Annotated in this window: 19 protein-coding genes; 11 read left to right on the top strand and 8 right to left on the bottom strand. The window is 73.5% G+C overall.

The window, feature by feature from the left end; translation table 11 throughout:
* Nucleotides 1–104: 104 nt before the first annotated feature.
* Entirely contained in the window at nucleotides 105–830 is a 726-nt protein-coding gene (locus BXY45_RS03960) for a pyridoxamine 5'-phosphate oxidase family protein (protein WP_211319211.1), read from the bottom strand.
* Between the two features lie 108 nt (nucleotides 831–938).
* Here BXY45_RS03960 and pdxR point away from each other — a divergent pair, with 108 nt between their 5' ends.
* Both pdxR and BXY45_RS03950 read left to right on the top strand, forming a co-directional pair.
* Nucleotides 939–2357 (top strand): MocR-like pyridoxine biosynthesis transcription factor PdxR, encoded by a 1419-nt coding sequence (gene pdxR, locus BXY45_RS03955; protein ID WP_109773019.1) that lies wholly within the window; start codon nucleotides 939–941, stop codon nucleotides 2355–2357.
* 50 nt (nucleotides 2358–2407) lie between these two features.
* A complete protein-coding gene (locus BXY45_RS03950) occupies nucleotides 2408–3457 on the top strand; it encodes a glycerophosphodiester phosphodiesterase family protein (protein WP_109773018.1) in 1050 nt (349 codons plus the stop codon).
* A 131-nt stretch (nucleotides 3458–3588) separates the two neighbouring features.
* Here the strand turns inward: BXY45_RS03950 and BXY45_RS03945 are convergent, their stop codons facing one another.
* Genes BXY45_RS03945 through BXY45_RS03930 form a run of 4 tightly spaced genes read right to left on the bottom strand, consistent with a single transcriptional unit; the run spans nucleotide 3589 to nucleotide 7145 of the window.
* A complete protein-coding gene (locus BXY45_RS03945) occupies nucleotides 3589–3984 on the bottom strand; it encodes a universal stress protein (RefSeq protein ID WP_109773017.1) in 396 nt (131 codons plus the stop codon).
* A complete protein-coding gene (locus tag BXY45_RS03940; RefSeq protein WP_109773016.1) occupies nucleotides 3981–5582 on the bottom strand; it encodes a tripartite tricarboxylate transporter permease in 1602 nt (533 codons plus the stop codon). The genes BXY45_RS03945 and BXY45_RS03940 overlap by 4 nt, the downstream gene beginning before the upstream one ends.
* Nucleotides 5575–6120 carry a tripartite tricarboxylate transporter TctB family protein gene (locus BXY45_RS03935; RefSeq protein WP_109773015.1) on the bottom strand — a complete coding sequence of 182 codons (546 nt, stop codon included), beginning with the start codon at nucleotides 6118–6120 and terminating at the stop codon, nucleotides 5575–5577. The genes BXY45_RS03940 and BXY45_RS03935 overlap by 8 nt, the downstream gene beginning before the upstream one ends.
* On the bottom strand, nucleotides 6117–7145 hold the full coding sequence (locus BXY45_RS03930) for a Bug family tripartite tricarboxylate transporter substrate binding protein (protein WP_109773014.1): 1029 nt from the start codon (nucleotides 7143–7145) through the stop codon (nucleotides 6117–6119). The genes BXY45_RS03935 and BXY45_RS03930 overlap by 4 nt, the downstream gene beginning before the upstream one ends.
* 209 nt (nucleotides 7146–7354) lie before the next feature.
* Here BXY45_RS03930 and BXY45_RS03925 point away from each other — a divergent pair, with 209 nt between their 5' ends.
* From BXY45_RS03925 to sucD, 4 genes are all read left to right on the top strand, one after another.
* On the top strand, nucleotides 7355–9034 hold the full coding sequence (locus BXY45_RS03925; RefSeq protein ID WP_109773013.1) for an ATP-binding protein: 1680 nt from the start codon (nucleotides 7355–7357) through the stop codon (nucleotides 9032–9034).
* A complete protein-coding gene (locus BXY45_RS03920; protein ID WP_109773012.1) occupies nucleotides 9031–9765 on the top strand; it encodes a response regulator transcription factor in 735 nt (244 codons plus the stop codon). The genes BXY45_RS03925 and BXY45_RS03920 overlap by 4 nt, the downstream gene beginning before the upstream one ends.
* 223 nt (nucleotides 9766–9988) lie before the next feature.
* Nucleotides 9989–11173, top strand: a complete 1185-nt coding sequence (gene sucC / locus BXY45_RS03915) for an ADP-forming succinate--CoA ligase subunit beta (RefSeq protein WP_109773011.1) — start codon at nucleotides 9989–9991, stop codon at nucleotides 11171–11173.
* Nucleotides 11174–11209: 36 nt separating this feature from the next.
* Nucleotides 11210–12112 carry a succinate--CoA ligase subunit alpha gene (gene sucD, locus BXY45_RS03910; RefSeq protein WP_109773010.1) on the top strand — a complete coding sequence of 301 codons (903 nt, stop codon included), beginning with the start codon at nucleotides 11210–11212 and terminating at the stop codon, nucleotides 12110–12112.
* Between the two features lie 79 nt (nucleotides 12113–12191).
* On the opposite strand, the gene BXY45_RS03905 is transcribed toward sucD, so the two are convergent.
* Nucleotides 12192–12725 carry a DUF308 domain-containing protein gene (locus BXY45_RS03905; protein WP_109773009.1) on the bottom strand — a complete coding sequence of 178 codons (534 nt, stop codon included), beginning with the start codon at nucleotides 12723–12725 and terminating at the stop codon, nucleotides 12192–12194.
* 72 nt (nucleotides 12726–12797) lie between these two features.
* Here BXY45_RS03905 and purN point away from each other — a divergent pair, with 72 nt between their 5' ends.
* Together purN and purH are read left to right on the top strand one after the other, a co-directional pair.
* On the top strand, nucleotides 12798–13433 hold the full coding sequence (gene purN, locus BXY45_RS03900; protein WP_211319210.1) for a phosphoribosylglycinamide formyltransferase: 636 nt from the start codon (nucleotides 12798–12800) through the stop codon (nucleotides 13431–13433).
* Nucleotides 13430–15112, top strand: coding sequence for a bifunctional phosphoribosylaminoimidazolecarboxamide formyltransferase/IMP cyclohydrolase (gene purH, locus BXY45_RS03895; RefSeq protein WP_211319209.1), 1683 nt, complete (start codon nucleotides 13430–13432; stop codon nucleotides 15110–15112). Before purN ends, purH begins: the two co-directional genes overlap by 4 nt.
* Nucleotides 15113–15206: 94 nt before the next feature.
* On the opposite strand, the gene BXY45_RS03890 is transcribed toward purH, so the two are convergent.
* Both BXY45_RS03890 and BXY45_RS03885 read right to left on the bottom strand, forming a co-directional pair.
* Entirely contained in the window at nucleotides 15207–15959 is a 753-nt protein-coding gene (locus BXY45_RS03890; RefSeq protein WP_109773139.1) for a Type 1 glutamine amidotransferase-like domain-containing protein, read from the bottom strand.
* A gap of 109 nt (nucleotides 15960–16068) precedes the next feature.
* A complete protein-coding gene (locus BXY45_RS03885; RefSeq protein WP_211319208.1) occupies nucleotides 16069–17556 on the bottom strand; it encodes an FAD-binding oxidoreductase in 1488 nt (495 codons plus the stop codon).
* A gap of 233 nt (nucleotides 17557–17789) precedes the next feature.
* Between BXY45_RS03885 and BXY45_RS03880 the strand changes: the two genes are divergently transcribed.
* The 3 genes from BXY45_RS03880 (at nucleotide 17790) to BXY45_RS03870 (ending at nucleotide 20627) form a co-directional block, all read left to right on the top strand.
* Nucleotides 17790–18119, top strand: a complete 330-nt coding sequence (locus tag BXY45_RS03880) for a DUF3017 domain-containing protein (protein WP_211319207.1) — start codon at nucleotides 17790–17792, stop codon at nucleotides 18117–18119.
* Nucleotides 18120–18321: 202 nt separating this feature from the next.
* Entirely contained in the window at nucleotides 18322–19542 is a 1221-nt protein-coding gene (gene sfnG / locus BXY45_RS03875) for a dimethylsulfone monooxygenase SfnG (RefSeq protein WP_109773007.1), read from the top strand.
* Between the two features lie 143 nt (nucleotides 19543–19685).
* Entirely contained in the window at nucleotides 19686–20627 is a 942-nt protein-coding gene (locus BXY45_RS03870) for an AEC family transporter (protein WP_109773006.1), read from the top strand.
* Nucleotides 20628–20747: the final 120 nt, after the last annotated feature.

The raw sequence follows: 20747 nt of genomic DNA, 5'->3' as shown, positions 1-20747 counted from the left end.
CTTGCCCACCCCCTCTCGCACTTTCCGCGGCAAGTGCGGTTCCCGCGGCCGCGGTGGCGCACTTGCCGCGGAAAGTGCGAGAAGAGGGGGAGGGTGCCGGCGGGTCAGCGGTAGGGCGGCAGCCATCCGGCGAGGCGCTGCGCACCGGTGGTCACGCTCGCAGGCACCGGGACGCCGGCCGGCACGTCGTCCCCGGTCCTGGGGGCGCCTACTGCCGTGTGCAGCGGCAGCACCCCGGCCCACGCGGCCGGGTCCTCCTCGCCGTCCTCGCTCGCCCCCGCGGCCCGCACCTTGACGCTGGCCTCCTCCAGTGGGAGCCGCAGCACCAGCGTCGCGGCCAGCTCGCGCCGCGTCGGCCGGCGCACCTCCGCCCAGCGACCCGGCATGAGGTGCTCGGACAGCACGCGCAGCGCCTCCTCCTTCTCGTCGTCCGGTACCACCGTCGGCACGCCGTAGATCACGGCGCAGCGATAGTTCATGGAGCTGTCGAACACCGTGCGGGCGTAGACGACCCCGTCGAGCACGGTCACCGTCGCCGTGACGGTGGCGCCCGTCGTCGCGGCCCGCAGCAGCCCGCCGCCGGTGGAGCCGTGCAGCAGCAGGGACTCGCCGTCGCGGGCAGAGGCGATGGGCAGGACGACGGCGGCCGGCGTGGGTGTCTCCCGCACGACGGCGACGTGCGCCACGAGCGCGCTGTCGAGCACGTCGTGCAGCGCCGCGCGGTCGGTGACCTGCCGGTGGCCGTAGCGGGTGAAGCGTGTCCGGTCGGTCGTCTGCAGCGGGGCGAGTGGCGCCGACGAGGGCTCGGTGGTGGCGGAGGGGGTGGTCACAGGAGCAGAGTGGTCCCTGAGTGGACCGGGTGATCAGTCCACTGGAGCGTCTAACGGGCAGTCCACTGCTGTCTGTTCGCGAGGACGCACCCTGTCTGGAGGAGAGCCGTGCGGACCGCCACCGACCTCGACCTGCCCCTCGCCCTCGACCGCACGGACCGCTCGCCCCTGCAGGTCCAGCTCGCGAGTGCCCTGCGCGCCGCCGTCCTCGACCACCGCCTGCCACCCGGTGGTCCGGTCCCTGCCACCCGCCGCCTGGCCGAGCAGCTCGGTGTCTCGCGGGCCACGGTCACCGCCGCCTACGAGCAGCTGGTGGGGGAGGGCTTCCTCGAAGCTCGTCACGGCAGCGGCACGCGCGTCAGCACGCACGTCGGTGCCCTTCCCGCCGCGCCCCCCGTCGCGCGGTCGGCGCCGCGGCAGCCCATGGCGGTCCGCGCTGCCGCCGATCTGCGCCCGGGCCGTCCCGACGCCTCGCGCCTGGCCGACGCCGCCTGGCGCAGCGCCTGGCGCTCCGCCGTCCTCGCCGCCGTCCCCGACAGCGAACCCCCGCTCGCCGGCCTGCCTGCGCTGCGAGAGCAGGTCGCGGCGCACTTGCGCGCTGCGCGCGGGATCGCTGCGGACCCGGCCGGCGTCGTCGTCACCGCGGGCACCAGCGACGGCCTGGCCCTGGTGGCGCACGCTCTACGCGCTCAGCGCCACCCCGACGGCGCCCCGCTGCGCGTCGTCGTCGAAGACCCGGGCTATCCCTCCGCCGCTCGGTGCCTGCGGCGGGTCGGCGCGCAGCTGCTGCCGGTGGATGTCGACGACGACGGCCTGCTCGTCGACCAGCTCCCCGCCAGCGCCGACGCGGTGCTGGTCACGCCGAGCCACCAGTACCCGTGGGGCGGCGTGCTCCCGCTGGAGCGCCGGGTCGCGATGCTGCGGTGGGCGCGGGAGGCGGGCGCCGTCGTCATCGAAGACGACTACGACGGCGAGTTCCGCTACGGAGCAGCCCCCTTGCCGGCGCTGGCGTCTCTGGACCCGAGCCGCGTGGTGCATGTCGGCACGTTCTCGAAGGTGCTCTCGCCGTGGCTGCGCGCGGGCTACCTGCTGGCCCCGCCGCCGCTGCGCGCCGAACTGGAGGCGGTCCGGGTCGATCTCGGTGTCCCGGTGGGCGGAACGTTGCAGACAGCTATGGCCACCTACCTGGCCGGTGGCGGCCTGCAGCGTCAGGTCGCCAGGGCGCGGCGCGACGCTGCCCACCGGCGCGCGCACCTGCAGGCGCTGGTCGCCGAGTACCCGCATCTGCGTGCCCGGGGCGCGGCGGCCGGGCTGCACGTGGTGGTGGAGCTGCCCGACGGTGCGGACGCGGCGGCCGTGGTAGCCGCGCTCGCGGCGGACGGGTACCTGGTGGCCGACCTCACGGCGTACGCGGTGGCGCGCGCCGACCTGCCGCCCGCGGTGGTGCTCGGCTACGGCCCGGCGACGCTCGACCAGCTGCGCGGGGCCGTCGCGGCGCTCGCGCGGGCGGCGGCGCAGGATGGCTGAGGTGGCGCAGGCGTCCTTGATCGTCGCGCGGCGGAGGCGGAAGGGGTGCCATGAGCAGAGCTGACGGCCGCAGGCCGGTGGTGATCGGGCATCGGGGCGCCAGCGTCCGCCGCCCCGAGCACACCCGCGCCGCCTACGAGCTGGCTGTCGCGGACGGTGCCGACGGCGTGGACGTCGATCTCGTCGCCACCGCCGACGGCGAGCTCGTCGTCCGGCACGAGGCGGAGCTGTCCGACACCACCGACGTGGCCGACCACCCCGAGTTGGCGCACCTGCGCACCACGCGGGTGGTCGACGGGGTCTCGCTCACCGGATGGTTCAGCCAGGACCTGACGCTGGCGCAGGTTCGCACCCTGCGGGCGCGCGAACGGCTGCCCGACCTGCGTCCTGAGAGCGCCGCTCACAACGGAGAGCAGGCGATCATGACGTTCGCCGAGGTGCTCGCGCTGCGCGAGGAGCTGTCGGCGCGGGCCGGGTGGCCGGTGGCGGTGTGGCCCGAGCTCAAGCATCCCGGGCACTTCGCGGCGGCGGGGCTGGCGCTGGAGCCGCGGCTACTCGCCGCGCTGGAGGCTTTCGGGCTGGTGGGCGACGACGACGGCGGCAGCGGCGGGAGGTCGGCCGCTGGCGCCGTCGTCGTCGTCCAGTGTTTTGAAGTTGCGCCCCTGCGGAGGCTGCGTGCTGCCGTCCCCTCGCTGCGACTGGCCCAGCTGACGCAGCCCACCGGCGCACCCCCGGACCTGCGCCTCGCGGGAGACCACCGCGACTACGCCGACCTGTGCACCCCGTCCGGGCTGCGGGAGCTGCGCGGCTGGGCCGACGTGCTCGCGCCGCACCTGGTGCAGGTGGAGCCGCGCGACGCGCGCGGCCTGTCGTCAAGGAGCCGGCTGGTGGACGACGCTCACGCCGCGGGGCTGGCCGTGGTGCCGTACACGGTGAGGCCGGAGAACACGTTCCTGCCGGCGGAGCTGCGCAGCGGCGGTCCGCGCGGAGACCTGGCCGCTCGCGGTGACGTGGCGGCGCTGCTGCGGCAGCTGCGCGAGGACGGGGTCGACGGGGTGTTCACCGACGACCCCGCCGCCGCGCGAGAAGCCCTGGACTGACGAGGAACCGACCGCCCCCCCGACGATCATGCGCCTGCGCGCCACGACACTGCGGGGAAGGGCAGCGGAGGTGACGCGCAGGCGCATGATCGTCGGGAGGGGGGCGACCGGAGCGGAGCCGGCGCCGGGGCTCAGCCGGCCTTGACCGCCAGCACCTGGCAGGGCGCGTGCAGCAGCACGGTCTGCGCGTCGCTGCCGAACAGCAGCTTCCCGGTGGGGGTGCGCTTGCGGATGCCGATGACCACCAGCGAGGCGCCGAGCCGCTCGACGGCCTCGAGGATGTCCGCGGCGCCGCCGGCCTGGTCGCCCAGGCGGTGCTCCAGCTCGTACGGCACGCCGGACTCGTCCAGGAGTGCCTTGACCTCGGCGAGGTCGTCCTGGGAGGCGTAGCCGGGGTCGGAGTAGGCGTCTCCCTTGGAGGTGTTGAGCACGTGGAGGCTCTCCCCGCGCAGGTCGGCCTCCTCGAGGGCGGCCACCAGTGCGGCGCGCCCCTCGGGCTTGGGCACGTAGCCCACGACGATGGTCACTGGCCGTCCTCCTTCGAGCTGGCGCGAGCGGTGGATGCCAGACGGCTGTCGTCCACGGGAGCGGTGGGACCGCCGGGGGTGGTGCTGGCCTGGGCCACCGCGAACACCGCCGCGTCGAGCCGGGCCTGGCGCCGCTTCAGCCACTGGCTGCCGACGAACGCCACCACCACGAGGCAGTAGACGACCGCCGCGAAGGGGCTCGTGACCAGCGCCGTCGGGTCTCCCTGGCTGATCGCGAGGGTGCGCCGCAGCTGCTCCTCGGCGATCGGGCCGAGGATGAGGCCCACGATGGCGGGAGCCACCGGGAAGCCGAACGAGCGCATGGCCCACCCGATGCCGCCGAGGATGAACAGCAGCACGAGGTCCTCCACCGAGGCGCCCACGGCGTACACGCCGAGTGCGGCGAAGGTGAGGATGCCCGCGTACAGGTAGGGCCGGGGCAGGCGCAGCACCTTGACCCATACGCCCACCAGCGGCAGGTTCAGCACGAGCAGCAGCACGTTGCCGATGTAGAGGCTGGCGATGAGCGCCCAGACCAGGTCGCTCTGTTCGGTGAACAGCGTGGGGCCGGGCTGGATGCCGTAGCTCTGGAACGCCGCCAGCATGATCGCCGCGGTGGCGCCGGTGGGGAGACCGAGGGTCAGCAGCGGCACGAGCACGCCGGCGGCCGAGGCGTTGTTGGCGGCCTCCGGCCCCGCGACGCCCTCGATGGCGCCGTGGCCGAACTGCTCCTTGTGCTGGGAGAGCTTCCGCTCGGTGGCGTAGGAGAGGAACGTGCCGAGCTCGGCGCCGCCGGCGGGAATGGTGCCGATCGGGAAGCCGATGACGGTGCCGCGCAGCCACGGCTTCCACGACCTGCGGAAGTCCTGCTTGGTGAACCACTTGCCGGTGATCGGCACCAGGGGGATCGGCCCGCGGCGCAGCCGGGAGGCCACGTGCAGTGCCTCGCCGACGGCGAAGAAGCCCACCGCCACGATGACGATGTCGATGCCGTCGCCCAGCGTCGGCAGCCCGAGGGTGAAGCGCTGCTGACCGGTGAGGGAGTCGGTGCCGATGACGGAGATGAACAGCCCGAGCGCCAGCGACGAGATGCCGCGGGCGGGGGAGGAGCCGAGCATCGCGGCCACCGTGAGGAAGGCCAGCACCGCCAGGGCGACGTAGTCCGGTGGGCCGAGCTGCACCGCGAGCTTCGCGACCGTGGGCGCCACCAGCGACAGGGCGACGGTGGCGATGGTCCCGGCCACGAAGGAGCCGAGCGCCGCCGTGGCCAGTGCCGCGGCCCCGCGACCGGCCTTGGCCATCTTGTTGCCCTCGAGCGCGGTGATGATCGAGGCCGACTCGCCGGGGGTGTTCAGCAGGATCGACGTGGTCGAGCCGCCGTACATGCCGCCGTAGTAGATGCCGGCGAACATGATGAACGCGGCCGTCGGGTCCAGCGAGTACGTGAGCGGCAGCAGCAGCGCCAGTGTCATGGCCGGGCCGATGCCGGGCAGCACGCCGACGGCGGTGCCCAGGAGCACCCCGATGACGGCGAAGAGCAGGTACTGCGGCTGCAGGGCGGTCTCGAAGCCCGCGAGCAGTGCGCCGACGTCACCCAAGGCCGGGCACCCCCTCGAGCGGGCCCGCGGGCAGGTACACCCCGAGCAGCTGTGTGAACAGGATCTGGACGACGGTGTTGAGCACCAGCGCCACGAGCAGCGCGCGCCACCACGGCCGGGCCCCGAGGGTCCAGGCCGCGCCGGTGAACATGACCGACGCCGCGATGAGCCACCCGAGCGGCTCCACGAGCACGCACAGTGCCGCGAAGGAGCCGGTGAGCTTCAGCACCGCCGCCCAGTCGGCGCCGCCGTCGGTGTCGACGTCCTCGCCGCCTTCGACCTCGCCGCGGTCGCCGCGCAGGAGCGCGATCACGAGGCCGACGGCCGAGAGCACGAGCAGGGCGCCCACCGCGTAGGGGAAGGCCCGGGGGCCGACGGCGCTCGCCGAGGCCGGGACGGCGATGGTGTGGGCGTCGACGAGGGCGAACACCCCCAGGCCACCGAGCACGGCGGCTACCGCCAGCTCGCTCTTGGGGATCGGGCCGCGGGAGCGCGCGGCGCGCTCCGTCGCCGGGCCCGAGGTGTCGATGGTGCTCACTGGGTCAGCCCGATGTCCTTGAGGACCCCGCTGATGCGCTCCTGCTCGGAGCCCAGGAAGGTCTCGAACTCGTCACCGGAGAGGTAGTCGTCCGTCCAGCCGTTCTTGGCGACCAGGTCGGTCCACGCCTTCGAGGAGTGCATGTCGTCGACGAGCTTCTCGAGCTTCGCCTCGGCCTCCTCGGAGATGCCGGGGGGAGCCACGACGCCGCGCCAGTTGGTGAACTCGATGTCGTAGCCGGACTCCTTGAGCGTCGGGGCGTCCAGGCCCTCGATGCGCTCGGCGCCGGAGACGGCCAGGGCCCGCACCGTGCCGGCCTCGACCTGCTTGGCGTACTCGCCTGCGCCCGAGATGCCGGCGCTGACCTGGTTGCCGAGCAGCGCCGCGAGCGACTCGCCGCCGCCGGAGTAGGCGATGTAGTTGAGGTCGGTGGCGGGCACGCCCGCTTCCTTGGCCAGCAGCCCGGCGAGGATGTTGTCGGTGCCTCCAGCCGATCCGCCGGCGATGGAGACGCCCCGGCCCTCGCTCTTCATGGCGGCCACGAGGTCGTCGATGGTCTTGTAGGGGGACTCGGCGGGGACGACGATGACCTCGTCCTCGCTGGTCAGGCGCGCCAGCGGCGTGGTGTCGGCCAGGGTGGCCTGGCTCTTGTTCGTCTCGACGGCGCCGACCATGACCAGGCCCATGACCATGAGGAAGTCCTCGCTGCGCTCGTTCTTGAGCTCTGCCAGGCCCACCGTGCCGCCGGCGCCGCCCACGTTGGACACCTGCACGCTCTTGGCCAGCTTGTCCGCCTCGATGGCACTGCTCATGGCGCGCGCGGTCTGGTCCCAGCCGCCGCCCGGGTCGGCCGGGGCCATGATCTCCAAACGGTTGATCGGCTTGGCTGCGCCATCTCCGCCGGAACCGGCGCTGGTACCGCTCGAGCCGCACGCGGCGGTGCTCAGCAGGGCGACGGCGCCGAGGCCGGCGAGCGTGGCGCGCAGGGCGCGGAACCTGGAACGGGAAAGGGTGGTGCTGGGCACGTGGCGACCTCCTCGTCGTCCGCCCCACCATCGGAGCGGAGAGCCGTGCGGCTCGATGACGAGAAGGGTGTTCCTGCGCTCAGCAGATGCCCAGCATGCGGCCGTACTGGTGGTAGCGGCCGTTGCGGTGGTTCTGGTCGTATTGGCCACGTGGTCCGTCAGGGGCCTGAGCGTTCCCTCGCGCGCCCGCGGTCGGTGATGATGGGCGCATGCGCCGGCCGATGCCGCTCGGCCCGCAGCTGCTCGCGCTGCAGGCACTCATCGTGCTGTCCTGCGTGGTGCTGGCCGGGTTCGCTGCCGTCTCGCTGCAGCAGCGCCAGATCCGGCAGGCCTACAGCGAGCAGATGCTCGCCGTCGCCCGGAACGCTGCGACGTTGCCGGACGTGCAGGAGGCGTACGCGGAGCCGAACCCCAGCACAGCGCTCGACCCTCTGGCCGACCTGCTGCAGCAGGCGTCGAAGGTGTCTTTCGTTGTGTTCCTCGACCGCGACGGCATTCGCCTGAGCCATCCCGACAAGTCGAGGATCGGCTCGCCGAGCACGACGAGCGCCGCGGAGGTGCTGCGCGGGGACACCTTCGTCGGAACCCAGACCGGGACCCTCGGCCCGTCTCTACGCGCCAAGGTTCCGATCACGGACAGCGCCGACCGCATCATCGGCGCTGTCTCGGTGGGCATCGTGGAGTCCGAACTTGACGACGACTTCACCGAGGACGTGCCCTGGCTGGCCGCGTGGCTCGGTGGCGCCGCGGTGCTCGGCTCGGCTGGCTCCTACCTGCTCACACGCCTGGTGCGCCGCCGCATCATGGGCCTGGAACCCGACGAGATCGCCCGGTTGCTGCAGGCGCGTGAGGCCATGCTCCACGGGATCCGCGAGGGCGTGCTCGCCGTCGACGAGCGGGGCCGGGTGGTGCTCGTCAACGACGAGGCGTGCCGCCTGCTCGACCTCGACGGCGGGCAGGACGACGGCCGCGTCGGTGGTGCGCTCACCGGCCGCTACGCCGCCGACGTCCTCGACCCTGCCGCCCTGGAACTGCTCGAAGCCGACGACGACGCTGTGGACGCCCCGCTGCTCGTCGGCGAGCGCGTGCTGCTCGCCAGCCGCACCCCCGCGCTCGTGCACGGCCGCCGCGTCGGCCGTGTGCTCACCGTGCGCGACAGGACCGAGCTGTCCGGCGCCGTGCGCGAGCTCGACGGGCAGCGCAGCCTCACCACCACCCTGCGCGCGCAGGCGCACGAGTTCTCCAACCAGCTGCACGTGCTGCAGGGCCTGCTGGAGCTGGGCCGCACCGCCGACGCCGTCGCCCTCATCGACAGGCTCGGTGGAGGGGGGCGCCTGCTGTCGGGGGCCGGCCTCGGCGGGGTGGAGGACGCCTCCGTGTCCGCGCTGCTCATGGCCAAGGCGGCCCTCGCCCGGGAGCGCGGGGCCACGCTCGTCGTCACCCCCGCCACGCGCGTGCCCGAGGGCGCCGGCGACGACGTCATCACCGTGCTGGGCAACCTCGTCGACAACGCCCTCGACGCCGCAGGCCAGGGCGGCCGGGTGGTGGTCGACGTGCAGGGCGACGTGAACGGTGATGCGCAGGGCGATGTGCAGAGTGGCAGCGCGGGCGGTTGGGTGCTCACCATCGACGACGACGGGCCGGGCGTGCCCGAGCCGCTGCGCGAGGAGGTGTTCCGGGTGGGCGTGACCACCAAGGCCGGCGGCGACGGTCGCCACGGCCAGGGCATCGGCCTCGCGCTCGTCGCGCGCATCGCTGCGCGCCGCGGGGGCTCCGCGAGGGTGACCCGCTCCGAGCTGGGCGGGGCGCGCTTCGAGGTGGTGCTCGGCGGCGGGACGGGCCGCTCGTCGTCGTCGTCCTCGACCGAGCTGGCGGGGGCCGGGACATGAGCGAGCAGGTCTCGGGGCAGGTCGTGCGGGTACTCGTCGTCGACGACGACGTGGCCGTCGCGTCTCTCCACCAGGCGTACGTCGGAACGCTGCCCGGGTTCGCGTGCATCGGGGTGGTGCACCGCGGCGCCGACGCGCTGCGTGCCGTCGAGGCGCTCGCGCCCGACCTCGTGCTGCTCGACGTGCACCTGCCCGACCTTCCCGGCACCGAGGTGCTGCGGGCATTGCGGGCGAGCGGCTCCGACGTCGACGTCGTCGTGGTGACCGCCGCACGTGAGCTGGAGGTGGTGCGCACGTCGATGGCGGGCGGCGTGGCCGACTACCTCGTCAAGCCGTTCTCGCTGGCGCTGTTCACCGAGCGGATGCAGGCGTACGCGGCGCACCGGAGGGCGCTCGCGCTCACCGGGGCGAGCGGCGGACTGGGACAGGACGACGTCGACAGGCTGCTCCACCCCGGCGGCACCGCCGGGGCCGCCGGGCACGGCCAGCGGACGCCGGAGCAGCTGCCCAAGGGGCTGTCGCACCGCAGCCTGGAGCTGGTGGTGCAGGTGCTGCGCTCGGCCGCCGAGCCCGACCTGTCCGCCGGTGAGGTGGCCGCCCGGTGCGGCATGGCCCGCGTCAGCGCCCGGCGCTACCTGGAGCACCTCGAGCAGACAGGGCGCGCCGTGGTGCGGCCGCGGTACGGCGTGGCCGGGCGCCCCGAGAACGGCTACGCGTGGGTCCACCGCTGACCGACACCCACCCCGCCCACGATCAAGGAAGCAGTGCACGCGCGCCGTGCAGAGCTTCCTTGATCGTCAACGAGGGGGTGGGGGTGGGCTGGGGCTCGTCGGGCGGGGCTGAGCGGGCTCGTTACGCTCGCGGATGCACCCCGCGTGCAGGCTGAGCGGCCCACGAGCAGGTTCGGCCCGTCCGCGGGCACCCGCAGCGGCCGACGATGGAGGCGCAGCCCCAGTGGACCTGTACGAGTACCAAGCGCGTGACCTTTTCGAGTCCCACGGAGTTCCGGTGCTGCCGGGCCTGGTGGCGACCACGCCCGAGGAGGCCCGCGCTGCCGCCGAGAAGCTGGGAGCCGGAGTCGACGGCAAGGTCGTCGTCGTCAAGGCCCAGGTGAAGGTCGGCGGCCGCGGCAAGGCCGGCGGCGTCAAGGTGGCCAAGAGTCCTGACGAGGCCGAGGCGCGCGCCAAGGACATCCTCGGGATGGACATCAAGGGCCACACCGTCCACAAGGTGATGATCGCCGCCGGTGCGGACATCGCCACCGAGTACTACGTGTCCCTGCTGCTCGACCGCGCCGAGCGGCGCTACCTGGCCATGGCCAGCGTCGAGGGCGGCATGGAGATCGAGCAGCTCGCCGTGGAGCGCCCCGAGGCGCTCGCGCGCGTCGCGGTCGACCCGATCACCGGCATCGACGCCGCCAAGGCCGATGAGATCGTGAAGACCGCCGGCTTCGGGGAGGACGTCGCGGCGCAGGTCGCCGACGTCCTCGTGAAGCTCGGCACGGTCTACCGCAAGGCCGACGCCACGCTGGTCGAGGTCAACCCGCTGGTCCTCACCGGCGATGGCCGCGTGGTGGCGCTGGACGGCAAGGTCTCGCTCGACGACAACGCCTCCTTCCGCCACCCCGACACCGCCGCCCTCGCCGAGGAGGAGGCCGCCGCTGGTGACCCGCTCGAGGCCAAGGCGCGCGCCAGCCACCTCAACTACGTCAAGCTCGACGGCGAGGTCGGCATCATCGGCAACGGCGCGGGGCTCGTGATGAGCACCCTCGACGTCGTCGCGCAGGCCGGTGAGGAGTTCGGTGGCGTCAAGCCCGCCAACTTCCTCGACATCGGCGGCGGTGCCTCCGCTCAGGTGATGGCCAACGGCCTCGACGTCATCCTCGGAGACCCCCAGGTCAAGAGCGTCTTCGTCAACGTCTTCGGCGGCATCACCGCGTGCGACGAGGTGGCCAACGGCATCGTCCAGGCGCTGGAGATCCTCGGTGACGAGGCCACCAAGCCGCTGGTCGTGCGGCTCGACGGCAACAACGTGGTGGAGGGCCGGCGCATCCTCGCGGAGGCCGCTCACCCGCTGGTGACCGTGGTCGACACGATGGACGGCGCCGCCCGCAAGGCCGCCGAGCTGGCTGCGGCCTGACCGCCCGCTGACCGCCGAGACTGAGGAACAACGACAATGGCGATCTTCCTGACCTCCGAGTCCAAGGTCATCGTGCAGGGCATGACCGGCTCCGAGGGCCGCAAGCACACCCAGCGCATGCTGACCTCCGGCACCACCGTCGTCGGTGGCGTCAACCCCAAGAAGGCCGGCGAGACGGTCGAGTTCACCGGAGCTGACGGTGCACCCGTCCAGGTCCCGGTGTTCGGGTCCGTCGCCGAGGCCGTGAAGGAGACCGGCGCCGACGTGACGGTCATCTTCGTGCCCGCCGCCGGCACCAAGTCCGCCGCGATCGAGGCGATCGACGCCGAGGTGCCGCTCGTCGTCGTCATCACCGAGGGCGTGCCGGTCAAGGACACCGCGGAGTTCTTCGCGCACGCCCAGGCGAAGGGCACCAGCCGGGTCATCGGCCCGAACTGCCCCGGCCTCATCACGCCGGGCGCCTCCAACGCCGGCATCATCCCCGCCGACATCACGCCCGCCGGGCGCATCGGCCTGGTCAGCAAGTCCGGCACGCTGACCTACCAGATGATGTACGAGCTGGCCGACTTCGGCTTCTCCACCTGCGTCGGCATCGGCGGTGACCCGATCATCGGGACGACGCACATCGACGCCCTCGCCGCATTCCAGGCAGACCCGGACACCGACGCCATCGTCATGATCGGTGAGATCGGCGGAGACGCCGAGGAGCGCGCCGCGGCGTTCATCAAGGAGCACGTCACCAAGCCGGTCATCGGCTACGTGGCGGGCTTCACCGCACCCGAGGGCAAGACCATGGGCCACGCCGGCGCCATCGTCTCGGGCTCCTCCGGCACCGCACAGGCCAAGAAGGAGGCCCTCGAGGCCGCAGGCGTCAAGGTCGGCCGCACGCCGTCCGAGACCGCCGCGCTGGCCCGTGAGGTCATGAAGTCCCTGGCCTGAACACCTCACTCCGGTGACGATCAAGGAAGTTCTGCACGCCTGGCGTGCAGAACTTCCTTGATCGTGCGCGGGGAGCGGGTCAGCCGGTGGTGGGTGGTGCCGGCACCGACGGCAGGAGCCGCTGCACGCCGTCCTGATAGTCCTCGTGGCACTGCTCCACGGCCGACGTGGTGAGCGCCGTGTCAAGGCACTGCTGCCGCTCCACGGTCAACGGCCAGAACACCAGGTTGAGCGCCTCCACGAGCAGCAGCAGCGCCGCCATCCCCAGGCCCACGCTCAGCACGAGCACCGCCGTCCAGCGCAGTCGCGCCTTGACCGCTGACACCAGCGCGAACACGCCCACCACTGCTCCGATCACGATGAACGCCGCCCCGCCGAGGCGCCACGGCAGCGGCAGCGTCAGCGCCACGAGCCCCGCAATGATCAGCAGCGAGAACCGCAGCCCCAGCCGCGCGGTGCGGGTGGCGGCCTCGGGATCCGGTGGGCGTCGCTCCGGGGCGGGCCGGTGCGGTACGGACGGGGGCAGCTCGCGGCGTTGCCTCCGCACGTCGTGGCCGTGCGGTGACGGCCCTGTCTCGCGCCGCGAGCCCGGCGGCGCGTACGGGTCGCTCATCCCAGGGTGCTCCTGCTCTGCTCGCTCTGGCGGTCGGAGGGCCCGCGACCGGCACCGTTATGGTCTCCGACCGTGACCTCGGCGAACACACCCCCCTCGCCCGTGCGGCTGGTGGTGCTCGCGTCGGGCTCCGGCACGCTGCTGCAGGCCCTGCTCGACGCCGCTGCCGCGCCTGCTGCCCCGTTCGAGGTGGTGGCCGTGGGGGCGGACTCCGCCCGCCGTGCCGCCCCCGCCCTGGCTCGGGGTGAGCTGGCCGGTGCGGAGACCTTCGTGGTGGAGGTACGTGACCACCCGGACCGCGCCTCCTGGGACGCGGCGCTGGTCTCCCAGCTGGCGCGGCACCGCCCCGACCTGGTCATCAGCGCCGGGTTCATGCGCGTGCTGGGCGCCGCCGTCCTGGAGTCCTTCGGCGGGAGGATCGTCAACACCCACCCCGCGCTGCTGCCGTCGTTCCCTGGCGCGCACGGCGTGCGCGACGCGCTGGCCCACGGCGTGAAGGTCACCGGCTGCACCGTCCACCTCGTCGACGACGGCGTCGACACCGGGCCCGTGCTCGCCCAGCGCGCCGTCGAGGTCCTCGACGACGACGACGAGGACGCGCTCCACGAACGCATCAAGACTGTCGAGCGGGCGCTGCTCGTCGACGTCGTCACCCGCATGACCACCGGCGGCTGGACCGTCGAGGGAAGGAAGGCCCGGTTCCTGTGACCAGCACCCCAATCCCCCAGGACACCCCCCAGGACGCCACCGCGGGGGGCCGCAAGCCGGTCCGACGCGCGCTCGTCAGCGTCTCCGACAAGTCCGGGCTGGTGGAGCTCGCGCACGGGCTGCACGAGGCCGGCGTCGACATCGTCTCCACCGGCTCCACCGCCCACCGCATCGCCGCGGCGGGCATCCCCGTGACGCCGGTGGAGCGCATCACGGGCTTCCCCGAGAGCCTCGGCGGGCGCGTCAAGACGCTGCACCCCAGCGTTCACGCGGGACTGCTGGCCGACGTGCGCGACCCCGACCACCGCCGCCAGCTCGAGGAGCTCGGCATCGAGGCGTTCGAACTCGTGGTGGTGAACCTCTACCCGTTCGAGCAGACCGTCGCCTCCGGTGCCGGTCCCGAGGACTGCGTGGAGCAGATCGACATCGGCGGCCCGGCGATGGTGCGCGCCAGCGCCAAGAACTCCGCGTCGGTCGCCGTCGTCGTCGACCCCACCGACTACGACGCCGTGCTCGCCGAGGTCCGCGCCGGCGGCACGACGCTCGCGCAGCGCCGCCGCCTGGCGGGCAAGGCGTTCGCCGCGACGGCGTCCTACGACGTGGCGGTGGCCTCCTGGTGGGCCTCGACGCTGGTCACCGAGGAGGCTGGCGACGACGACGGCGCGCAGCCGAGCGCATTCCCCGGTTTCCCCGGCTTCGTGGGCGCGACCTGGACCCGCTCGCAGGTGCTGCGCTACGGCGAGAACCCGCACCAGAGCGCCGCGGTCTACACCGCCCGCACCGGTGGACTGGCGGGCTCTGACCTGGGCCTGGCGGCCGCCGAGCAGCTGCACGGCAAGGCGATGAGCTACAACAACTACGTCGACGCCGACGCCGCCCGCCGCGCCGCCGCCGACTTCGCCGAGCCCGCCGTCGCGATCATCAAGCACGCCAACCCGTGCGGCATCGCGATCGCGACGGGTGACGTCGCTGATCCCATCGCGGCGGCCCACGCCGCCGCCCACGCGTGCGACCCCGTCTCCGCCTTCGGCGGCGTCATCGCCACCAACCGCCCGGTGACGCTGGCGATGGCGCAGCAGGTGGCCGAGGTGTTCACCGAGGTGGTGGTAGCCCCCGACTTCGACGACGACGCCCTCGAGGTGCTGCGCGGCCGCAAGAACGTGCGGCTGCTGCGCGCGCCGCTGCCGCCGGCGGGCCGGTCGCGGCCGGAGTTCCGGGCGGTGTCCGGCGGGCTGCTGCTGCAGCAGGCCGACGTGCTCGACGCCGTCGGTGACGACCCGGCCGCCTGGACGCTGGCCACGGGTCAGGCGGCCTCGCCCGAGGTCCTGGCCGACCTGGTCTTCGCGTGGCGCGCGCTGCGCTCGGTGAAGTCGAACGCAATCCTCCTGGCGCGCGGCGGCGCGTCGGTGGGCGTCGGGATGGGGCAGGTCAACCGCGTCGACTCCTGCCGCCTGGCCGTGGAGCGGGCCAACAGCCACGGTGAGGAGCGGGCCCGGGGTGCTGTGGCCGCGTCCGACGCGTTCTTCCCGTTCGCCGACGGCCTGCAGGTGCTGCTCGACGCGGGCGTGCGCGCCGTGGTGCAGCCGGGCGGCTCGGTGCGTGACCCCGAGGTGATCGCGGCGGCGCAGGCTGCCGGCGTGACGATGTACCTCACCGGCGCTCGGCACTTCACGCACTGACCCCGCACAGGGTGGCCAACTGCCCATGATCACCGCAAGGACGGTGATCATGGTCCCCCGCATTAGCGGGAGGTGCCCCCAGCTAGCCACCCTCTCAGCGGGCGCCGGGGAGAACGCGCGGTTCCAGGCGCTCCTCGACCGCGCGGCCGCCGTCGTCGTCGTCCTCGATCACCCGGGTGACGGTGTACGCGCCCTTGCCACGCACCTCGCTCACCGCCTCGACCAGGTCGGTGCCGCGGTAGACCAGGCCGACGCCGTCGTCGGTGCAGTGCGTGGTAGGGAGCACACCCTCGGCCACGAGCCGCTGGATGAGCGGGCGGCGCTCGGCCTCGGAGTCGTAGTGGACGCCGTTGCCGTACGGCAGCAACGCCAGGCCGTTGGTTACCGCGCGCAGCTGCGGGCCGTAGGAGTCGGTGGTGCCGCCGACGTGCCAGCAGATCGAGCCCGCGCTCACCCCGCCGAGCACCACGCCGGCCTGCCAGACCCGGCGGAAGATCTCGTCGAGGGCGTGGGCTCGCCACACCGCGAGCAGGTTGACCACGGAGCCGCCGCCTACCCAGACGACGTCGGCGTCCAGGAGGAGCGCCTCGGGGTCGTCGACGCTGGGCATGGCGAAGAGGTTGAGGTGGCGCAGGTCCCAGCCGGCGTTGAGGGCGGCCTCGTCGAGCTCGGCGTTCCAGGCGCGCTGGTCGCCGGCGGCGGTGCCGAGGTGGACGAGCTTCGGGCGGCGGGTGGTTCCGGACAGCTCGACGGCGTGCTCGACCAGCGGGGCGAAGGCGAACCGGCTGCGGCGACCGATCCGCAGACCTCCGGACGTGGCGACGATCGTGGGTGCGTCAGCGGGCATGTCGCGCACGGTAGCCGCCGGTGACCCGGGTGGCGGAGTGTCCATGATCACGGGGGGAAGCGCTCGGGAAGTCCGTGATCATGGACACTCTGCCACCTTGGTGTCTCCGTCAGCCGATGACCCGGGCCGGGTCGAAGCGGCGGCGAGCCTTCTCCAGGCGCTTGCGCTGCTCGGGGGTGCGCAGGTCGTCGCGCCACCCGCCCCCGGCGAGGTTGAGTGGACCGGGGCACGCCCAGCGACCCACCGAGGCCACCATCTTCTCCAGCGACGGCTTCGCCTGGGCGCCCGCGGGCCCCGCGACGATCCCCAGGCCCCACAGCGAGTAGGCGGCTCCCCGCCCTATGACGGCGTCGGGCACGCGAGGCTTCTCGGACAGCGCCCCGCCCATGAGGCGCAGCTCCACGGCCACCAGGGCGCTACCGCTGCCCGGGCCGGCGGCCGCCAGCAGCGCGTCGACGGCGGCAGCCGGCAGCTCGCGCAGGCCCGTGCCGCCGTTGACGGTCGGGGCCGGGTCGGTGGGGTCGGTGTGCACCGCGTCGGAGGCGGTGAACGGCAGCTCCTGCACGCTGTCGATCAGCACGGGAGCCCACGTGCGCACGGGAGCCACGAGGGCGTCCGCGGCCGCCGGGTCGCCGGTGTGCGAGAAGCGCACCGACACCACCTGCTTGCCCGACAGCGGCGGCGGCAGCTGCGGCGACGGCGGCAGCGTCAGGATGGCCACGCTCGTGGCCGCCTCCCGCGGCAGCGTCGGCGCCCAGCGGCGCCAGGCGTGGAGCACCGCGGCGGCGTCGGCGGCGGCGAAGAACACCGCACCGCCGCGCATCCGCGTGACCGGCACCAGGTCGATGACGGCGCGCGTCACCACGCCCAGCCCGAACTTGCCGCCGCGCAGCGCCCAGTGCAGCTCGGCCTCGCGCTTCGCGTCGGCGGTGCGCAGGCAGGCGTCACCGGTGACGACGTCGAGGCTGCGGACGGCGTCCGCGGCCCAGCCGTACTGGCGCGAGAGCAGGCCGGTACCACCCCCGAGGCTGTACCCGATGGCGCCGACCCCGGACGCCGAGCCGAGCAGCGGCGCCAGGCCGTGCGCGGCGGCCGCGTCGAGCACCTCGCGCCACCGCACACCGGCGCCGATGGTCGCGGTGCGGGCCTTCGGGTCGACGCTGACGCCGCCGAGGCGTCGGGTGGTGACCAGCACGGTGTTGCGCAGGTCGTCCTCCAGGCCGTGGCCGGTGGCCTGCACGCGCACCTTCGCGCCCACCGCGAGGGCGTAGACGACGGCGGCGCGCACGTCCTCGGCGCGGGTGGCGCCGACGACGACGCGGGGCGCCGGCGTATGCGCGACCTCGAAGCCCGCGGCCTCCTCGGCGTACCCGGCGTCGGAGGGGAGCAGCACCGGACCCTTGACGCTGCGGCGCAGCAGCCCGACGGGATCGTTGCCGCTGGCGCGGCGGGCCTCGGCCACGGCGCGCTCGGCGTCGGCGCTCGTGGCTTCTGCGCCGCCCGGAGCAGCGAACGCCGACGAGGGGGCCGTCAGGCCGATGGCCATCGGTGCGGCGGCCATCAGGCGGAGCAGGCCGGCGCGGGACAGGTGGGTCATGGGAGTCCTCCAGAGGTGGCGGCCGGACGGAGGTCCGGGCCGAGCGGGCTGGTGGGCCGCTCCGCCGCTGGTGCTGCGGGGCGTCACGTGGAGGACGTTCCCGGGGAGCTCTTGGCGTCGACTTGGTGCGGGCTTGTCGCCGGACTGCGCCGCTTGCCGCAGGGTGGCCGACTGTCCATGATCACGGTGATCATGGACAGTCGGCCACCCTGGGCCGCGAGTAGCCTGGGCGGGTGGAACCAGCGCGCACCGGGACGTCGTCGTCGCCGCCGTCGCGGGCCGGCTCCAGGTTTCGTCTTCTACGCCCGGGCGTGTTCGTGTGGTCGTTCGGGGTGGGGCTGTTCGCGGTGCTCCTCGCCGCGACCCTGGTCTCGTTCGCGGCGGCCGGGCTGCTGCTCGCCGCGCTGCTCGGCGTGCTCGCGGTGCTCCACCTCGTGCTCCCGATCTCCGCGCTCGGCCCGCTCGCGGTGCGCACCCCCTGGGTCGACGCCGCCACCTGCGCCGTCCTCGCGGTGGGCCTGGCCGTGCTCGCCGTCGTCGCCCCCGGTGGCCTGCGCAGCTGACGGTCCGTCGAGACCCCCGCAGTCGAGACCCACCGCAGGATTTGACGAGTCCCCGCCTCGGGAGTAACCCTGCGCTCACCCATCCAGAGCGGCTGAGAGACCTGGCTCGCTGACGCCGCAGCAACCGACCGACCGACGGCCCCTCCGGCCGACCGGGGAGCGGTGCTCCCGCCAGGACCGATGAGGAGTCGAGGAGACCTTCATGAGCACCTTCCTGCCCCGCGCTACCGCCGAGCGTTCGGACCGATCCGACAACCGGGCACCCGTCGAGTTCGCCTACTGGGTGCCCAACGTCTCGGGCGGCCTCGTGGTGTCGAACCTGCCGCAGCGCACCTCCCACGAGCCGGCCTACAACATCGAGACGGCGAAGGCCGCCGAGAAGGCGGGCTTCACCTACGCCCTCTCACAGGTGCGCTACGCCGCCTCGTACGGCGCGGACGCGCAGCACGAGTCGACCTCGTTCTCGCTGGCGCTGCTCCTGGCAACGGAGAAGCTCAAGGTCATCGCGGCCGTGCACCCCTACTTCTGGCCGCCGGTGGTGCTCGCCAAGTGGGCCGCCACCGCGCAGGCCCTCACGAACAACCGGCTCTGCCTCAACGTCGTCTCCGGCTGGTTCAAGAAGGAGGCGCTCGACCTCGGTGCCCAGTGGCTCGAGCACGACGAGCGCTACGAGCAGTCCGAGGAGTTCATCGAGATCCTCCGCGGCGCCTGGACCACCGACCACTTCGCCTTCACCGGCAAGCATTTCCAGGTGCACGACGTGAACTTCCGCCCCCAGCCCGAGGTGCTGCCGGAGGTCTTCCAGGGCGGCAACTCCACCGCCGCCCGCCAGATGGCCGGCCGCGTGTCCGACTGGTACTTCATGAACGGCAACACCCCCGAGGGCGTCGCCGAGCAGATCGCCCAGGTCGGCGGCTACGCCGCCGAGAACGGCCGCAGCATCAAGTTCGGTCTCAATGCCTTCGCTGTGGTGCGCGAGACCGAGGCCGAAGCCGTCGAGGTGCTGGACGCGATCATCGCCCACGCCGACGCCGACAAGGTCAACGACTTCGGCAACGCCGTCAAGGAGGCCGGCGCCTCCGCCAAGGACGGCAAGGGCATGTGGGCCGACAGCGAGTTCAAGGACCTCGTCCAGTACAACGACGGCTTCCGCACCGGCCTCATCGGCACCCCCGAGCAGGTCGCGCGCCGCGTGCTGGCCTTCCGCCTCCTCGGCGTCGACCTGGTGCTGCTCGGCTTCCTGCACGTCAAGGAGGAGATCGAGGCGTTCGGTGAGACCGTGATCCCGCGGGTGCGCGAGCTCGAGGCCGAGCTGGCCGCGCTGCCCGAGGGCACCGACCCGGTCGCGCACCTGGGCCTCACCGAGGAGCTGGCCACCGCGCTGGAGACCCTCGCGCGCCCGGGCGCCGTCGTCCCGGTCTGACCTGCGCCGTCGGACCTGCATCATGGGGCCCGGTCGGTGCAGCAGCATCGGCCGGGCCCTTGCCTGTCCGACGTGATTCAGCCAAGTCCCGGGCCGTGGTGAGGGTTGACGACCGCCACGAGGAGGGCTGACCGATCAGCGGCGTGCTCGAAGGCTTCGCTGTGGTCGGCGCCGTGGTGCTGCTCGGGTGGTTCCTGGGGCGGCGCGGGACGCTCGGCGCCGACGCGCAGCGGGTGCTGGCGCGCCTGGTCTACGCGGTGGGTACCCCGGCGCTGCTGGTGCGGACGCTCTCGACCACCGACGTCACCGCCGTCCTCGGCCGACCCCTCGTGGTCACCGCTGCGGCAGCCCTGACCGCTGCGGCGGTGTCGTTGCTGGTCTCCCGGCTGCGGCGGCGCAGCGTGGAGGAGGGCGTGGTCGCGGCCTTCTCGGCCAGCTACGTCAACGCCGTCAACCTGGGCCTGCCGATCGCCGTCTTCGTCCTCGGTGACGGGGCGATCGTGGCTCCGGCGCTGCTGTTCCAGATCGTCGTCCTGGCGCCCCTGGGGGTGGGGGTGCTCGACGCGCGACGCCACCGCGCCGACCGTCCCTCCTCCGCGACGTCTGAGGACGACGACGGCGGCCTGTGGGCGCGCACCCTGCTCCGCCTGGCGCGCAATCCGCTGGTGCTCGGGGCGGCCGTCGGGCTGGCGCTCGGGCTGCTGCGGCTGCCGCCCCCGGAGCCGCTCTCGTCGGTGCTCGACCTGCTGGCCGGCACCGCGGTGCCGTGCGCGCTGCTGGCCTTCGGCATCTCGCTGTCGGCGGGACCGGGACCGCGGTGGGCCGACCCTGACGCCTGGATCGCGGTAGCCCTCAAGCTGGGTCTGTCGCCGCTGGTCGCGTGGGTGGTGGGCGGCCCGCTGCTGGGCCTGGACGGCGACGCGCTGCTCGCCGTGGTGCTCGTGGCGGCTCTGCCGACGGCGCAGAACGTGTTCGTCTACGCCACGCGCTTCGGTGCCGCCGAGCGGCTCGCCCGCGACAGCGTGCTCCTCAGCACGCTCATGAGCGCGCCCGCGCTCGCCGTCGTCGTCTTGCTGCTCGGCTGAGCCACGGGAGGGGCCGACGGGTCAGCGGCTCGTGAGGGTGGCGCGCTCGCGCTGGCCTGCCCCCTCCTTCCCGCACTTTCCGCGGCAAGTGAGCCAACGAAGGGCACGGAGCCGCACTTG

This window comes from Quadrisphaera granulorum (genome assembly GCF_003149145.1).
Classification (GTDB): Bacteria; Actinomycetota; Actinomycetes; order Actinomycetales; family Quadrisphaeraceae; genus Quadrisphaera; species Quadrisphaera granulorum.
The sequence above is the reverse complement of the archived record's forward strand: the minus strand, read 5'-3'. Positions and strand labels throughout refer to the sequence as shown.

Bases quoted from the DNA above. Each gene is read 5' to 3' on its own strand.
- BXY45_RS03890 (WP_109773139.1), bottom strand. From the start codon at position 15,959: ATGCCCGCTGACGCACCCACGATCGTCGCCACGTCCGGAGGTCTGCGG.
- BXY45_RS03950 (WP_109773018.1), top strand. From the start codon at position 2,408: ATGAGCAGAGCTGACGGCCGCAGGCCGGTGGTGATCGGGCATCGGGGC.
- BXY45_RS03920 (WP_109773012.1), top strand. From the start codon at position 9,031: ATGAGCGAGCAGGTCTCGGGGCAGGTCGTGCGGGTACTCGTCGTCGAC.
- sfnG (WP_109773007.1), top strand. From the start codon at position 18,322: ATGAGCACCTTCCTGCCCCGCGCTACCGCCGAGCGTTCGGACCGATCC.
- BXY45_RS03905 (WP_109773009.1), bottom strand. From the start codon at position 12,725: ATGAGCGACCCGTACGCGCCGCCGGGCTCGCGGCGCGAGACAGGGCCG.
- sucD (WP_109773010.1), top strand. From the start codon at position 11,210: ATGGCGATCTTCCTGACCTCCGAGTCCAAGGTCATCGTGCAGGGCATG.
- BXY45_RS03925 (WP_109773013.1), top strand. From the start codon at position 7,355: ATGCGCCGGCCGATGCCGCTCGGCCCGCAGCTGCTCGCGCTGCAGGCA.
- BXY45_RS03885 (WP_211319208.1), bottom strand. From the start codon at position 17,556: ATGACCCACCTGTCCCGCGCCGGCCTGCTCCGCCTGATGGCCGCCGCA.